The sequence below is a fragment of the Mesorhizobium sp. Cs1299R1N1 genome, assembly GCF_037179655.1.
GTDB lineage: Bacteria > Pseudomonadota > Alphaproteobacteria > Rhizobiales > Rhizobiaceae > Mesorhizobium > Mesorhizobium salmacidum.
Genome location: NZ_JAPYKR010000004.1, coordinates 400,755 through 416,067, shown reverse-complemented (window position 1 = coordinate 416,067; position 15,313 = coordinate 400,755). Strand labels below are relative to the sequence as shown.

Genomic DNA, 15,313 nt, shown 5'->3' with positions numbered 1-15,313 from the left:
GATCGACGCATCACGGCACGGAGGCAATTTAGCATGGCTAGGCGACCAACGAAAAAAACAGCGAAAAAGATGTCGGCCGGACCGCACAGCTTGGCGTTGCGATTGGATGTCATGGGCGTAACCGCATACATGACCAAAGCTGCGATTGAGGAGCTCATCAAAGAGCTGGTCAGGATTAGTGCATCTGATCCGGAGGAACTCCATGATGTGCATGTTGCGATGCACTTCGGCGGCTGGACGCCCTCAGGCGAATACATCGCACCGAGTTTCGGCCATCACCATGGGCTTGGAACAATCCTGACCAAACTGCGCAACGAGCAACTGAAGGACGGCATGACGAAGGCGGAAATCGACCGCGACATTACGCCAGATGAGGCTTATCGGGCTTTCGACATTACCATCATGCATGTGTCCCCCGAGGTGGTTCAGCGCGTGACCATCGAAAATGAAGCGGCCGAGAGCAGCAGTACTGACTAAGGGCGTGAACTCACAAATTAGCGTCCGATCCGACCCTTTGCGGACGTTGGCAGCAATTTCACTGAGGCGTATCCTGATGAAGTTCATCTTAGACAAGCTTGAGACAGGAACTGACGAGTCCTTGACAGACGATCACACGGCTCAGCTTGTGGCCAATCCTCATTACGATGAGGTATACATTCGATGGAACAAGCTGTTTGCGAAAGCTGATGCCAGTAAATTGAAAGTGATCCGGTCTGTATACAACGTCCAGATATGGTGCGACATCACACGCGCGGCGGTCAATTCTATCGTGCAACTTCCTAACCTTAGGGCACTTCATTTGCTGGGTATTTCTCGGGCCGGTCGCTTGGACGGGTTTAGAACGGCCGAAGCTCTTGAGGAGTTTAGCTGCCAGTGGGGCGTAAGCAGTAGTGATCTGGTAGAAATTGCACAGCTTCCAACTATCAGAAAACTCACCGCGCATGGGGCGCGCATCACGGAAAAATCACTTGCAGTGCTCCTCGGCAATCCGTCGCTGACCGAACTGGACTTTGAGGAGTCAAGGTTCTCCGACGATTTTGCGCGGATGATCTCGCATTCGAAGGCAATTACAGCTTTGGAGCTTGGCGCTACAGACATCACGGCAGTTGGCCTGGAGGCGATCTGCACGATGTCGCAGCTCCGTTGGCTCGACATTTGGTCAACGGGTATCGTTGAGGACGATCTTAAGATTCTGTCACAGCTCCCGAACCTCGAATACTTGTCCATTGGCGGTCACGAAGGCCAAACAACCTTTACCGCTGCGGGAACTCTGGCAGCGCTATACGAAATCCCGTCTTTGAAAACAGTATGGTTAGACGGATTGCATGTTACCAAGCAGGACCTTGGAAAACTCAACGAACGGTTCGAAAAAGTCTGGGTGTCATCGGTTCTTGACAGCTAGCCCGACGTCCCAGAGGTGCCAGGTCCGCTCCCGACCCCTTTGCCAACGCTAAGCGCGTTCCCAAAAGATTTCCCACATTTTCTCTTTTCGTGGGCATCAGTATCGGGAGTGGGAAGATCGCTTCAATGGAGGAAACATAGCGTCGCGATTTCAATAAGTTGGCACGACAGAATCAGAGGTTGAAAACCGTCGCAACTCAGGAGCGTGCGGGGGGCAGAGTGGGGCGCCGAGCTAAACCATTGAAAACATTGCTGTAGACGCAAGGGATATTTTAAGTCCCTTGCGTCTACCAATTCCGCCACGTCCGCAGGCCAGCCCTTTTCAGACGCCGGACAAAGCCCGTCAAGTCGTGTTCTGCGGTGCCCGAACGCGCAACCCAGAGGAGGTCGCGTAACGATACTGGCGCGATCACGGAATTATCCGCGCCGCGGGCGTGGGTCAATATCTGGGCGGCGGACTTGATCCGCCATGGCCGGCGCCTCTCAGGCCCAACCCATCCCCCCGCCCACTTGGGAGCGCCGGCCGCCCCACATCCGGCAAGGCAGGTCCGCGCGCTGCTTGTCCAGCAACGACGCCCGGTGGCCACGTTCAGAACTTGTAGCTGAGATTGACGCCGACCGTGTTCAGTTTCACGCTCTGATCGCGATCGCTGAAGGGGGCTGGCGCCTCATGGTTCTCTGAGCCGAAATCGTAATAGCGATATTGCGCGCCGACGACGAACTTGTCGGTCAGCGCGTAATCGACGCCCGCGCCCACGGTCCAACCGACATTTGTGCGCGTGTTGTCAAACCCTGGCCCCGAGGTCTGCGACGTCTCGATGTCGGCAAACGCTATGCCGCCGATGCCGTAGACCAGCAGGCGGTCCACGGCGAAGCCGGCCTTGGCGTTGACCGACCCGAACCACTTGATTTCGGCGCCGAATGTGTCTCCCAAGCCTGATTGCGCCGTGCCGTCCACCGAGGAATAGTTGAGGTCCGCCTCGGCGCCCAGCACGGCCTGATCGAACTGCCAGAGGCCGGCGACATGGCCGCCGACGAACCCGCCGTCGACGTCGGGCGTGATGGAAAACGGCGCGCCTTCCGTCGTGGTGATCTCGGAGCGGCCCCAGCCATATCCCGCCTGCAGGCCGGCATAGTAGCCGGTCCAGTCGAAGCCAGGCGCGGTCATCGGCAAGTCGACTGTCGCGTCGGCAGCGAAGGCCGGCACGGACAGGACTGCAAGAAGACCGGCACTTGCGACCAGGCAATGCATCGAACCCCCCGAGAAGAGTCAAATATCCTGGATCGGAACATAACCTGATCTGCGGCAAAACGGAATCGGATTTCCGCAAAGGTGATTAGGGCGAGGTCGAGCGCATCGCCGAGCGGATTTCAGCCGGCAACGCCAAGGTCGAAGTCGACCTGAAACCCCAGTAATCCGGCAATCTCCAGGCAAATCCCTTCTTCCTCGCTGGCCAAAACGCCGTCGGCTTGGCACAGTCGGGCAAACAGGAGTCTTTGATGGCCACGAAGCCGCCCGCTCGCGCGACGAAACCCAAACCGTGGACCGAAATGGCGACCGATCTGGTCGATGTCGCGATGGGCCGCAAACCCGCCGATCTCGTCATCCGCAACGGGCGCTGGGTGAACGTCCATTCGGGCGAGATCATCGCCGGCACCGACATCGCCATCTCAGGCGGTCGCTTCGCCTATTGCGGGCCGAATGCCGGCCACACGATCGGGCAGGGCACCAAGGTGGTCGACGCGGGCGGACGCTATCTCGTGCCCGGCCTTTGCGACGCGCACATGCATGTCGAGAGCGGCATGGTGACGGTCACCGAATTTTGCCGTGCCGTCATCCCGCACGGAACCACCTCGATGTTCATCGATCCGCACGAGATCGCCAATGTGCTGGGCCTGCCGGGCGTGCGGCTGATGCATGACGAGGCCGTGGCCATGCCCATCAACGTGCATGTGCAGATGCCGTCCTGCGTGCCCTCGGCGCCTGGGCTCGAACATGCCGGCGCCGAACTGACGGTCGCCGATGTCGCGGAAGCGATGGGCTGGGAAAACATCATCGGACTTGGCGAGGTGATGAATTTCCCGGGCGTCGCCGCCAACGATCCGGTGATGTCGGGCGAGATCGCCGCGACGGTCAAAGCCGGCAAGACGGTTGGCGGGCATTATGCCTCGCGCGATCTTGGTCTGCCGTTCCACGGCTATGTCGTCGGCGGACCCGAGGATGACCACGAGGGCACACGCGCCGAGGACGCAATCGCCCGCGTACGCCAGGGCATGAAGGCAATGCTGCGGCTGGGCTCTGCCTGGTACGACGTTGCCTCGCAGATCAAGGCGGTGACGGAAAGCGGCATCGATCCGCGCAACTTCATCCTGTGCACCGACGACAGCCATTCCGGCACGCTGGTGCATGAGGGACACATGGACCGGGTGGTGCGCCACGCCATCAGCCAAGGTCTGAAGCCCGTGACCGCGATCCAGATGGCAACGCTCAACACCGCCCTTCATTTCAAGCTGGAACGCGAGATCGGTTCGATCGCGCCGGGAAGGTTGGCCGACCTGCTGATTGTCTCCGATCTCGCCGCAATGAGCATCGACGAGGTCTATGCGCGCGGCGTCAGGCTGGCCAAGGGCGGCAAGCTCGACATCGATATCCCGGCCTATGACTATCCGAAGACGGCGAAGAACACCGTCAAATTGGGCAAGAAACTGAAGGCCGGCGATTTCGATATCGCGGCACCCAAGGGCGCCAACGAAGTGCGGGTGCGGGTGATCGGCGTCATCGAGAACCAGGCACCGACGCGCGCGCTGGAGGCCGATCTGCCGGTCGAGGACGGATTGGTCGCCATGGATCGCCGCAACGACGTCTGCCAGATCGCGCTGGTCGAGCGTCACAGGGGCACGGGTGGCGTCACCAATGCCTTCGTCTCCGGTTTTGGTTACATGGCCGACTGCGCCATGGCCTCCAGCGTCGCCCATGACGCCCATCACATCATCTGCGTTGGCACCAACAAGCAGGACATGGCGCTGGCCGTGAACCGGCTGGGGGAAGTGGGCGGCGGGGTTGTGCTGTTCTCCAAGGGCAAGGAACTGGCGCTGGTCGAAATGCCGATCGCCGGGCTGATGTCGGACCAGCGCGCCGAGATCGTCGCTGCCAAGGCTGAGAAACTGACCGAGGCAATGCGCAAGATGGGCTGTTCCCTGAACAACGCCTATATGCAGCACTCGCTGCTGGCACTGGTGGTCATTCCGGAGTTGAGAATTTCCGACGTCGGGCTGATCGACGTAACGACGTTCCAGAAAGTCGATCTATTCGTCTGAGCGTCCGCTCTTGGCTGCTCACCCGCCGGTGGCGATGGTCAGCACCTTGAACGGCGTCGTGATGATGACTTCGGCAGCCGAGCCGACGACCTTTCCCAGGCCCTGACCGATATTGGTGATCTGTGCGGGGTCCTCGTCCGCGGCGAGGCCCGCCGGCGTGCGAAGCCTATTGCCGAGCAATTGCACCAGGAACGGGTTGTCGGCGAATTTCGCGTGGTTGAGGCCGCCGTCGCCGCCCCTGGTCTTGGTCAGGTCGACCACCGCCACCCCATAGGAGGCGAGGTCGGCGGCATTGCCATAGTCGCCGACGCGCGGTTTGTCGCCAGAGATGAACGAGGATAATTTGAGAGCCCGGTCGTCGCCTGAAAGCAGCACGGCGAACGGCTTGTCGGGCTTGCCGTAACGGATCATCTGCTTCTTGAACACGTCGACGTCGATATCCGGTGAGGCAAGGATGACATAACCCAGCTTGCCGCCGAGATCGCGGTCGCCGGTGATGGCGAGTTGGCGCAGCGCCTCCATCGTCAACCAGGTCCCCATCGAATGGGCAATGATGTCGATGCTCTTGACCCGCGTCTTGGCGAGCATCCTGAGCGTTGCCTCGAGATCGTCACGGGCGGCGGTGGAACTGTCCTTGTCGTAGATATAGCCCGTCGTCTTGGCGCTCGACGCCCACGAGAACAGCACCGGCGTACCCGGATATTTCGTGTCGTGGGCGATCTGCGTCAGCCGGTAGATGCCGTCGTCGAAACCATTGTTGAAGCCATGCACGAAAACCAGCGCACGGTCGCCGCGCATGGCGATGTCGGCGCCGACCGCCTTGGCGAATTGCGGCGCGCCTTCATAGAAGGTGACATCCCTGGCTGTGAAATCCTTGGCCGGGTTGCTGTTGGCCGAACCCTTGGCGCGCTCGATGTTGCCGACCTGATGGCTCGTCGGAACCGTGACATCGACCCGCGCGAAACTGGTGGTCAGGGAACGGTCGCCGTCGAAGACCTGCCGCGGATCCTTCGCCGCCTTCTGGCGGGTGGTGGCGACAAATATTTCATGGGTGGCCGCAATATCGGATGCCGGCACGGTGACCGTCGTCTTGTTGAGCAGATCATGCGTGTTTCCAGCGCAGCCAGCGACCAGCAGCGCGAACGCGACGACACCATAACTCTTCAAGCGCAAGGCCACGCGTCGGCTCCCGCATAAGGGGACGTCAAACGCATGACGTCGCTCGATACTCCGATAAGGCCAGAGACGGGCGCGGTCCAGTTCAAAGTAGGCCAATGGTTCGGCGATGGTGAACAGGCACCGCGACGCCGCATCTACTGTCCAAGCAGGCTGATGCGGTCGGTCACGTCCCGGTCGCTGGCGAAACCATCGTCCTCGCGCAGCCGCTGGCCGATCATCTTCACCAGTGCCGGATTGTCGGCGAATTTCGTATGATTGAAGCTGTCGCTGCCTTTGACCTTCGAGAGATCCACGACCGTCACGCCGTAGGAGGCAAGGTCGGCGGCATCCTTGTAATCGCCGACGCGCGGCCGCGAGCCGGCGATCAGGCCGGACAACCTCAGCGCGCGGTCGTCGTCCGACAACAGCAGGATGAACGGTTTGTCGGGCTTGCCGTAGCGGCGCATCTGGCTCTTGAACACATCGACATCGATGTCGGGAGAGGCCAGCACCACATCGCCAAGCTTCCCGCCAAGATCGCGATCGCCGCTGATGGCCATCTGGCGCAGCGTTTCCATTGTCACCCAGGTTCCCATCGAATGGGCGACAATGTCGATGCGCCGCGCACCGGACTGCTGCAGCATTCGCAAGGTCACTTCGAGCTGGTCGCGGGCGGCACTGGCGCTTTCCTTGTCATAGACATAGTCGGTGGTCTTGGCGCCCGAGGCCCAGGAAAACAGCACCGGCGTCCCGGGATAGCCGGAATCATGGACAAGCTGGGTCAAGCGGTAGACGGCGTCGTCGAAGCCGGTGTTGTAGCCGTGGACGAAGACCATCACGCGGCCGCCGCGCGCCGCTATGTCGGCGTTGAGCGCGCTGGAGAATTTCGGCTGGGTGTCGTAGCCGACGACCTCGGAAGCCATGAAGTACTTTGCCGGATCGTCCGACTTGCCGCGTGAACGCCGCTCGATCTGGCCGGTCGTGTGGAGCCCGGGAACGGTGACGTTGACGCGGGCGTAGTTGAGCGTCGCCGAGCGTTCGCCGTCGAAAACCTTGTTGGGGTCGTCGGAGGGCTTGCGGGTCGTGGCAATGAAGATCGAGTGGTTGCCCGCGATTTCCGTCACCGGCGCCGACATGACCGCGCTGCCGAGCAGTTCCTCGGTTTTGCGGCCGCCGCAGCCCGCCACCAGCAGCGCAAGCGCAAGAATGCAAATCGTCTTCAAATGCACGATAAAAATTCCACTCGAGCCCAAACAAGGGCCGTCCACCCTCCGCGATATCTCCCCAGCAGGCCAAGTGCGGCGGAAGTAAGTCGTGTCCAGCCGAAATGCGGTCGGCGCCTCGCGACGGCCTTCGCACTGTTGCGCGAAAGCCAAAGCGGCGGCAAGGCCGTAACGCCGCAGAGGGCAGGCGCCCGCATCTCGGCCGGATGTCGCATTCAGGCGCCCACCAATGCGCGGCTCGGCTCGATGCGAGAAAACATGAACAAACGTCCCCAAGTGCTTGCTAGCATTTCGGGACGGCGCCGTTGCGGGCGCGGGCTCGACCCAGCAATGGTCTTGCCGGGCCGGATGTGTAATACGGTTATCGTCTAACTCGCCCGCGGGCGATCCCGGGATGATCTTGCCATGACCAGCTTTTCCTCGCGCGTCGCCACCGCCGCATCTGCGATCCGCCAGATCTTCCCGGAGACACCGCTGCAGGAAAATGACTATCTGTCGAAAAAGACCGGCGCCCGGGTGCTGTTGAAGCGCGAGGATTTGAGTCCGGTGCGCTCCTACAAGATCCGCGGCGCCTTCAACTTCTTCCGCAAGGCGCTTGGCGAAGGCAACCAGGCCGAGCTGTTCGTCTGCGCGTCCGCCGGCAACCATGCGCAGGGCTTTGCCTTCGTCTGCCGCCATTTCGGCAAGAAGGGCGTGGTCTTCATGCCAGTGACGACCCCGCAGCAGAAGATCGACAAGACCAGGCTGTTTGGCGGCGACTTCGTCGAGATCAGGCTGGTCGGCGATTTCTTCGACGACTGCTATCGCGCCGCCTTTGAATTCACCGAGAGCTCCGGTGCCCATATGGTGCCGCCCTTCGACCATAAGGACATCATCGAGGGCCAGGCGACGGTTGCCTATGAGATCGCGGACCAGATGCCGGGCGCGCGCATGCCCGACATCGTCATGCTGCCGGTGGGTGGCGGCGGTCTGGCTGCCGGGGTGACGCACTATTTCGCCGATCAGGGCCGTGAGGCCCAGTTCGTGTTTTGCGAGCCGGCCGGCGCGCCGAGCCTGCGCGAGAGCCTTGCGGCGGGAAAACGGCTGAAGCTCGCCAAGGTCGACAACTTCGTCGACGGCGCGGCGGTCGCCGAGATCGGCCGCGAACCTTTGCGCTATCTCAAGGAGTTTGCGGCCGACAGCGTGCGGCTGGTCCCGGAAAACCGGCTCTGCGCGACCATGATCGAGATGCTCAACGTCGAAGGCGTGGTCCTGGAACCCGCCGGCGCGCTGGCGATCGATGCGCTGAAGGATTTTTCCAGGAAGGAAATCCGGGGCAAGACCATTGTAGCGGTAGTATCAGGTGGCAATTTCGATTTCGAGCGGCTGCCGGACGTAAAGGAACGGGCGCTGCGCTTCGAAGGCCTGAAGAAATACTTCATCATCCGCTTTCCGCAGCGGCCGGGCGCGTTGCGCGACTTCCTCGACATGCTGGGTCCGGACGACGATATCGCCCGCTTCGAATATCTGAAGAAGTCGGCGCGCAATTTTGGCTCGGTCCTGATCGGCATCGAAACCAAGGATCGGCGCAATTTCGACCTGCTGAAGGCGAATTTCGAGGCCGAGGGCGTCCAGTATCAGGACATCACAGACAATGAGACATTGGCGGGTTTCATAATATGAGCGGCAAGATCTTCATCGCGCTGTTTTCCGGCATCAATGTCGGCGGCAACCGCATCGTCAGGATGGCGGAGTTGCGGTCGTTCTTCGAGGGTCTCGGTTTTTCCGATGTCTCCACCTACGTGCAGAGCGGCAATGCCGTATTCCGCGCTGACAAGGGCGACGCCGCCGCGCTGACCAAACAGATCGAGGCGGCTTTCGAGGAAAAATGGGGTTTCCATTCGCGCATCATGGTGCGCGATTTCGAATGGTTCGAACGGCTGGTGCGCGAAAATCCCTATCCGGAAGCGGCCGCTGACCACACGAAGCTCCACGCCTACGCGCTGGAGCGTGAGCCGACCGCCGATGAGGTGGCGCGGTTGGCGGAAAAGTGCACGGGTCCCGAGCGTTTCGAGGTCAAGGGCGATGTGCTCTATCTCAGCGCGCCGGACGGGCTCGGCAAATCGGTGTTCGCCGGCCTCATTCCGCGCACGTTGAAAGTGCCGGGCACGGCCCGCAATTGGCGCTCAGTGCTGGCGCTGCTGGAAATGGCGCGCAAGTCCGGAAGCGATTGATCCACGCGTCTCGCCGGGAATGCGCGGCGACACGCATGAACGAACTACGCCGCCTCGGCGCGTTTCCAGTCGAAGGCCAGTTCTTCGCGGAACGCAAAGCGTTTGATGTGGTCGGCAACGACACTTTCGAGGCGCTCGATCGAAGCGGACTCGTCGGTCGAAACCGTGATGTGCAGCGCTGCCCCGTCGGCGTCCATGACCGTGCGGCCGAGTGAAAGGTCGATGACGCCGTGATTGGGGTCGAACTCGACGGGAAACTTGTGCGCCCAATGTTTGCACAGCTGCTGCAGATAGCGGCTTGCGTGCGCCGTGGAGACATTGGCGTGGCTGGTCGGCATGAAGGGTTCTCCGAAGCTATCTCAAGACGTGGCGCTGCTCTTCAGGGCAGGCGCCATAGGCGCATAGATAGGCACAACCTGGCGAAACACCATGGAGTGGCCGCCGGCCACTCGAAAAGGTGATCGATTACCAGCTTCCGGTATTCGCCATCGACGCCCACGGTTCTGCCTTGGCCTTGGCCGGACCTTTCTGCAGAAGCTCGATCGAGATGCCGTCCGGCGACCTGATAAAGGCCATGTTGCCGTCGCGCGGCGGCCGGTTGATGGTGACGCCATTGTCCATCAGTCGCTGGCAGGTGGCGTAGATGTCGTCGACCTCGTAGGCGAGGTGGCCGAAATTGCGCCCGCCCTTGTAGTCTTCCGGATCCCAATTGTAGGTCAGCTCGACCAGCGGCGCCTTGTCGGCGATGCCGCTCTGCTCGTCTTCCGGAGCGGCCAGGAAGATCAGCGTGAAGCGGCCCTGCTCGTTTTCATAGCGGCGAACTTCCTTCAGCCCGAGCTTGTTGCAATAGAAATCGAGCGAGGCATCGACATCGGCGACGCGGACCATGGTGTGCAGATAGCGCATGTGTTTTCCTCGATCTGTTGGGTTGCGGCGCAACATAGGGTCGGCCCGGTCAAAGGGCAATCGCCGGGGTCAGGCCGCGCCGGCAAAGAACAAATCCGGTATTGCCGCAATGAACCGTGAAAAAAGGCACGTCAGGTCTTGCACACACCGGAAGCCGCGGTGTTAATCTGGTGTCAAGAATCAGTTGCGGTGTTCTTGAATAAAGGGGGCATTCTTATGGGGGAAAAGGCCTCTTTGACGGGGCGGGCCAATACCCTTGGCGACGCCTTGACACGCGACGAGGGCGGCGACGCCGCCGACCTCGTCGAAATTGCCGGCGCTATCAAGTGGTTCGATGTGGCCAAGGGCTATGGCTTCATCCTTCCGGATGACGGTGTTTCGGGCGATATCCTCCTCCATGTGACTTGTCTTCGACGGGACGGCTTTCAGACAGCCTTGGAAGGCGCGCGCGTGGTCTGTCTTGTGAAGCAGGGCGAGCGCGGGCTGCAGGCCTTCCGTGTGCTTTCCATGGATGTCACCACCGCCGTCCATCCCGCGGAAATGCAGGAACAGCGCACCCATGTCTCGGTGACGCCGGAGAGCGGGCTCGAACGCGCTCTGGTCAAATGGTTCAACCGCACCAAAGGGTTTGGCTTCCTGACGCGCGGCGAGGGCACCGAGGACATTTTCGTTCATATGGAGACCTTGCGCCGCTACGGCATCACCGAGCTTCGGCCGGGCCAGGTCGTACTTGTCCGTTTCGGCCGCGGTGACAAAGGCCTTATGGCTGCCGAAATTCACCCCGATATGGGCACCTTGCCGGTCTCGCACTAGGGCGATCCGGCCGAGGATTTCATATGAGACACAGGAACGGGCTGACGACGGGCGTGGTATGCGCTGTGGCCGCCGTCATAGTCGCTGCAGCTGCATTCTTCTATTTCCAGGTACCCAGCGCGGCCGATGGCCGGGCGATGATCCTTCCGGTCGATCCCGCGCCGCTGGTCGTTGTGACCAAGAATGGCAAACGCTCCTTCTCGATCGAAGTCGCCGATACAGAGGCCGAGCGGGAAGCCGGCCTGATGTTTCGCGAGGACATGGCCGCCAATCATGGCATGCTGTTCGTTTTCGACGAGACACGCGACGTCAGTTTCTGGATGAAGAATACGCCGATGCCGCTCGATCTGATCTTTGTCGGTCAGGACGGCAGGATCCGCGCGATCAAGCAGGGTGAGCCGCAATCCGAGGCGATCGTCTCGCCCGGCGAACCGGTCCGCTTCGTGCTCGAACTCAAGGCTGGCACTGCCGCCAGGGACGGGATCGCGGATGGCGATCTGCTGCGCCATCCGGCGATCGGCACGGCTCCGGGTCCTGGCATGCCGCCCGCGGACAAGGGCGATTCTCCGAACGTCGATTCTGATTGAGCGCCGGGACCGCCTTCCGATGCAGTTTTTCTCCCATGACGGGTTCGATCTAGCCTTCCTCGACCGGCAACCGGCATCGGGCGAGGGCGATCCGGTGCTGATGATCCATGGCTTCGCCTCGAGCCACTATGTCAACTGGGTGTCGCCCGGCTGGTTCAAGACGCTCAACGATGCCGGCTATCGCGCCATCGCCTTCGATAATCGCGGCCACGGCTCGTCATCCAAGAGTTACGACGAGGCCGATTATACACCCGCGAAAATGGCTTCGGATGCCGCTGCCTTGCTCGATCATCTCGGCATCGAACGGGCCCATGTCATGGGCTATTCGATGGGCGCGCGAATTTCTGCCTTCCTGGCACTGTCCGACCCGGACAAGGTGGCGACGCTGGTCTTTGGCGGCCTCGGCATCGGCATGATCGACGGCGTCGGCGATTGGGATCCGATCGCCGCCGCTCTCCTTGCGGAGGATCCGGCCGCGACCACCCATTCACGCGGTCGCGCTTTTCGCGCCTTCGCCGACCAGACCCGCAGCGACCGCCGAGCGCTTGCCGCCTGCATCGTCACCTCACGGGAATTGCTTGGTGAAGAGGATATTGCCCGCATAGCCCAGCCGACGCTGGTCGCGGTCGGTACCACCGACGACATTGGCGGATCGCCGGACGAGCTTGCGGCGCTGATGCCCAACGCCAGGGCCTTCCACATCGAGGGCCGCGACCATATGCTGGCCGTCGGGGACAAGACCTTCAAGCAACGGGTGCTGGAGTTCTACGCCGAAAATCCGCTCTGAGGGGCCGGTTTCTGGGGACGAGGCGCCTCGGATTCCGAAACTAAGCTACGTCAAGGCTTGCAGCGACCGCGCAATGTTCAGCCTTGCCTGCGGTTCGAAGCGCTGCCGGAACTCCTGCGTGTGAAAAATATGCGGTCGGGCAAGGAAGGTCTTCAGCACCGCACCGCGGCCGGCACGCCACATCGGCTCCTCCACCCAGCCATATTCGCGGCGGACCGCGTGTTCATAGGCGTCGAACGCCTCAGGCGCGGCACCCAGGATCGACAGATCCATGTCGAGAAACAGGCTGGCGTCGCGTATCGCTGCCGCGTCGTCGAACAGCGGCAGCTGGTGTGTGGCGGTGGCCAGGATCATAGCGCTGATGCGGCCCATGCGGCCGGCATCGATGCGGCCGGCGAGCTTTTTCTCGGCAAGGGCGGCACTTCGCGCCTCATTGTCCTTGGCCCTGCTGTCGTAGATGGCGTCGTGGAACCAGATCGCCGCTTCGACGGCTTCGGGGTCGCCGAGCTCTCCCCGATAGTCGCGAGCAAGCGCCAGCATTGCCTCGATATGCGCGAGGTTGTGATAGTGGCGTTCCTCGGCGGCGTAGAGCGCCGAAAGTTCGGTTTTCAGGGCGTCGTCGATCAAGGGTTCGTTTTCCATGGCTGCTTGAATTCCCGCGAACCAAATCCATTTGACACAGCACTAAGGAAAATTGAGTTCAATCGTGCTATGATCTGGCTTATATGTGCGGCCCCGATGACAGCAGACTAGCAGGACGCAGGACGAGACGTCGATGAACAGCATCAGCATTTCCCGCCACAGCGCGTTGCAGCCGGTCGATCCGATCTGGCGTTCGATCCGCGACGAAGCGATGGAAGCGGTCAACCGCGACCCGCTTTTGGCCGCGTTCCTCTATTCGACGATCCTCAACCAGGAGAGCCTGGAAGAGGCTGTCGTCCACAGGATCGCGGAGCGGCTTGCCCATCAGGATATCGGCTCCGATCTCATCCGCCAGACCTTCAAGTCGATGCTTGCCGACGACAAGGACTGGCCGACCACGGTGCGCGTCGACATCCAGGCCTATTATGACCGCGACCCGGCTTGCGACCGGTTCATCATGCCGGTGCTCTATTTCAAGGGCTTTCACGCCATCCAGACCCATCGGCTGGCGCATTGGCTGTGGAACCACGGCCGCAAGGATTTCGCGCTCTACCTACAGAGCCGTTCGTCCGCGGTCTTCCAGACCGATATCAATCCGGCCGCGCGCATCGGCAAGGGTATCTTCATCGATCACGCCACCGGCCTCGTCGTCGGCGAGACCGCGGTGATCGAGGACGATGTGTCCATCCTGCACGGCGTGACGCTGGGCGGTACCGGCAAGGCCGGTGGCGACCGCCATCCCAAGATCCGCTATGGCGTGCTGATTGGCGCCGGCGCCAAGATTCTCGGCAACATCGAGGTCGGCCATTGCTCCAAGATTGCCGCCGGATCGGTGGTGCTGTCGCCTGTGCCGCACAACAAGACGGTTGCCGGCGTGCCGGCCCGCGTGGTCGGCGAGACCGGTTGCGACCAGCCTTCGCGCCAGATGGACCAGCTTCTGCCGTCGCAGAAGATGGACCACGTGATCAGTTTCGATATCTGATTTGCTGGCAGTTGCCCCGCATGATTGCGATTTGCCCGGTGGTGCTGCCGCTTCCGGTGCAATAAGGCCGGCTTGCCTTTACATCGCCATTGTCGACGTGCCAGAAGCGCCGTTCAAACGAGCAAGCCGATGATCGGAGAAGACTGTTGAAGCCGGACGAAATCAGAAAGCTGGACGCCTATTTCAAGCGCGTCTTCCAGAACCCCAAACTTGAGGTCAAGGCACGGCCGCGCAAGGAAGATTCGGCCGAAGTCTATGTCGGTGACGAATTCCTCGGCATCGTCTTCAAGGACGAGGACGATGGCGACTATAATTTCTCGATGGCGATCCTGGACATCGACCTGGCCTGAGCCGGCAATGCCACGGCAGGCCGCGTCGAGCGCGGCCGGGCCGCTTTCAGCCGGTCAGTGTCCGGTCTTCAGGATTCGCCCCGCCTCGGCCGCGATCGCCGCATCGAGCGTCTGCCAGTCGCCAAGGAATTCCTTCGGGAAGCGATAGGTAAGGCTGAGATCATCCCCGACATGGATGTCCCGCTCGCAAGGAGCCAGCGATTCGCCGGCGCTCGGCCCGCTGAGGCAGCGGGCCACGAAGGGGTCCTTGCCCCCACGCTTGCCGACGACCAGCACCTCGTTCAGATAGCCTGATTTCTCATTGAAGCCGTAGACCGTCGTGCCGCCGGGTCCTGGAATGCCTGGTTGGACGATCAGCGCGCTGTAGATCGGCCCGAACCGGCCGCTCATGTCGCGCGACATCATCTGCTGCTCGAAGGACAGGAAGATGATGTTCCTGTTGGCCCCGGCGTGATTGAAATCATCGCGCGACGCCTCGCTGTAGCCGTCCATCTGGGGATAGCGCAAATAGAGGTCGAGGCGCGAGGCGATGCCGTCGCGCCGGGCCTGCTCGAACCGGATGAAATTGGCTGGCACGGTGATGTTGTTGTTGCCGATCACCACCGCGCGCACGGTCGCGTCGTCGGTGTAGCCGGCCATGGCAATGGAACGGCCGAACCATTTGCCGCCAAGGCTGATGACTATCGACAGCAACGCAAGTGCGGCGAACGCGTAGAACACCCGCTTCATCAGCATGGAATCGACCACGGTGAGTTCTGGGCCGTCGGCGATCGCTGCCTGCTTCATCTCGGTCCTCGTCCCACCACCTGTCCGCATCCGCGTGTCCGCCATCCGGGTGTCCGCCATCCCGGTGTCCCTTGACGGCACACATCGCAAGGCACGGCTCTTGCTGCCGTCCTGAAACGACTGTGCGATTTCATGGTAAATGGAGGG

Annotated in this window: 17 protein-coding genes; 10 read left to right on the top strand and 7 right to left on the bottom strand. The window is 61.5% G+C overall.

Annotated features, from left to right (window positions below):
- Positions 1-33 precede the first annotated feature (33 nt).
- Positions 34-477, top strand: coding sequence for a hypothetical protein (locus O7A70_RS11885; protein ID WP_337140534.1), 444 nt, complete (start codon positions 34-36; stop codon positions 475-477).
- 76 nt (positions 478-553) lie between these two features.
- Complete coding sequence (locus O7A70_RS11880) at positions 554-1,402, top strand: hypothetical protein (RefSeq protein ID WP_337140533.1); 849 nt, start codon at positions 554-556, stop codon at positions 1,400-1,402.
- Positions 1,403-1,990: 588 nt separating this feature from the next.
- Here O7A70_RS11880 and O7A70_RS11875 read toward each other — a convergent pair.
- The gene (locus O7A70_RS11875; RefSeq protein WP_337140532.1) at positions 1,991-2,653 is read right to left on the bottom strand and encodes an outer membrane protein; all 663 of its coding nucleotides are present in this window, start codon (positions 2,651-2,653) and stop codon (positions 1,991-1,993) included.
- A gap of 248 nt (positions 2,654-2,901) precedes the next feature.
- Here O7A70_RS11875 and ade point away from each other — a divergent pair, with 248 nt between their 5' ends.
- Positions 2,902-4,719 (top strand): adenine deaminase, encoded by a 1,818-nt coding sequence (gene ade, locus O7A70_RS11870; protein ID WP_337140531.1) that lies wholly within the window; start codon positions 2,902-2,904, stop codon positions 4,717-4,719.
- Positions 4,720-4,737: 18 nt separating this feature from the next.
- On the opposite strand, the gene O7A70_RS11865 is transcribed toward ade, so the two are convergent.
- Positions 4,738-5,898 carry an alpha/beta hydrolase gene (locus tag O7A70_RS11865; RefSeq protein ID WP_337140530.1) on the bottom strand — a complete coding sequence of 387 codons (1,161 nt, stop codon included), beginning with the start codon at positions 5,896-5,898 and terminating at the stop codon, positions 4,738-4,740.
- A gap of 134 nt (positions 5,899-6,032) precedes the next feature.
- Positions 6,033-7,106: an alpha/beta hydrolase gene (locus O7A70_RS11860; RefSeq protein WP_442921177.1), complete on the bottom strand. Its 1,074-nt coding sequence runs from the start codon at positions 7,104-7,106 to the stop codon at positions 6,033-6,035.
- 399 nt (positions 7,107-7,505) lie between these two features.
- Between O7A70_RS11860 and ilvA the strand changes: the two genes are divergently transcribed.
- Both ilvA and O7A70_RS11850 read left to right on the top strand, forming a co-directional pair.
- Positions 7,506-8,762, top strand: coding sequence for a threonine ammonia-lyase IlvA (gene ilvA, locus O7A70_RS11855; protein WP_337140528.1), 1,257 nt, complete (start codon positions 7,506-7,508; stop codon positions 8,760-8,762).
- Positions 8,759-9,313, top strand: a complete 555-nt coding sequence (locus O7A70_RS11850; RefSeq protein ID WP_337140527.1) for a DUF1697 domain-containing protein — start codon at positions 8,759-8,761, stop codon at positions 9,311-9,313. The genes ilvA and O7A70_RS11850 overlap by 4 nt, the downstream gene beginning before the upstream one ends.
- A 44-nt stretch (positions 9,314-9,357) precedes the next feature.
- Here the strand turns inward: O7A70_RS11850 and O7A70_RS11845 are convergent, their stop codons facing one another.
- Together O7A70_RS11845 and gloA are read right to left on the bottom strand one after the other, a co-directional pair.
- Entirely contained in the window at positions 9,358-9,651 is a 294-nt protein-coding gene (locus O7A70_RS11845) for a DUF2218 domain-containing protein (RefSeq protein WP_027145506.1), read from the bottom strand.
- 127 nt (positions 9,652-9,778) lie between these two features.
- Positions 9,779-10,219: a lactoylglutathione lyase gene (gloA, locus tag O7A70_RS11840; RefSeq protein WP_027145507.1), complete on the bottom strand. Its 441-nt coding sequence runs from the start codon at positions 10,217-10,219 to the stop codon at positions 9,779-9,781.
- Positions 10,220-10,435: 216 nt separating this feature from the next.
- Here gloA and O7A70_RS11835 point away from each other — a divergent pair, with 216 nt between their 5' ends.
- Genes O7A70_RS11835 through O7A70_RS11825 form a run of 3 tightly spaced genes read left to right on the top strand, consistent with a single transcriptional unit; the run spans position 10,436 to position 12,406 of the window.
- Positions 10,436-11,032: a cold-shock protein gene (locus O7A70_RS11835; protein ID WP_337140567.1), complete on the top strand. Its 597-nt coding sequence runs from the start codon at positions 10,436-10,438 to the stop codon at positions 11,030-11,032.
- 23 nt (positions 11,033-11,055) lie between these two features.
- Entirely contained in the window at positions 11,056-11,619 is a 564-nt protein-coding gene (locus tag O7A70_RS11830; RefSeq protein WP_140503494.1) for a DUF192 domain-containing protein, read from the top strand.
- 19 nt (positions 11,620-11,638) lie between these two features.
- Positions 11,639-12,406 (top strand): alpha/beta fold hydrolase, encoded by a 768-nt coding sequence (locus O7A70_RS11825; protein ID WP_337140526.1) that lies wholly within the window; start codon positions 11,639-11,641, stop codon positions 12,404-12,406.
- A gap of 45 nt (positions 12,407-12,451) precedes the next feature.
- Here O7A70_RS11825 and O7A70_RS11820 read toward each other — a convergent pair whose 3' ends face one another.
- Positions 12,452-13,048 carry an HD domain-containing protein gene (locus O7A70_RS11820; protein ID WP_337140525.1) on the bottom strand — a complete coding sequence of 199 codons (597 nt, stop codon included), beginning with the start codon at positions 13,046-13,048 and terminating at the stop codon, positions 12,452-12,454.
- Positions 13,049-13,181: 133 nt separating this feature from the next.
- Between O7A70_RS11820 and cysE the strand changes: the two genes are divergently transcribed.
- Positions 13,182-14,030, top strand: coding sequence for a serine O-acetyltransferase (cysE, locus tag O7A70_RS11815; RefSeq protein WP_027145038.1), 849 nt, complete (start codon positions 13,182-13,184; stop codon positions 14,028-14,030).
- A 146-nt stretch (positions 14,031-14,176) separates the two neighbouring features.
- Positions 14,177-14,380, top strand: coding sequence for a DUF3126 family protein (locus tag O7A70_RS11810; protein WP_006200852.1), 204 nt, complete (start codon positions 14,177-14,179; stop codon positions 14,378-14,380).
- Positions 14,381-14,434: 54 nt separating this feature from the next.
- On the opposite strand, the gene O7A70_RS11805 is transcribed toward O7A70_RS11810, so the two are convergent.
- Positions 14,435-15,166, bottom strand: a complete 732-nt coding sequence (locus O7A70_RS11805; protein ID WP_337140524.1) for a hypothetical protein — start codon at positions 15,164-15,166, stop codon at positions 14,435-14,437.
- Between the last annotated feature and the right edge of the window lie 147 nt (positions 15,167-15,313).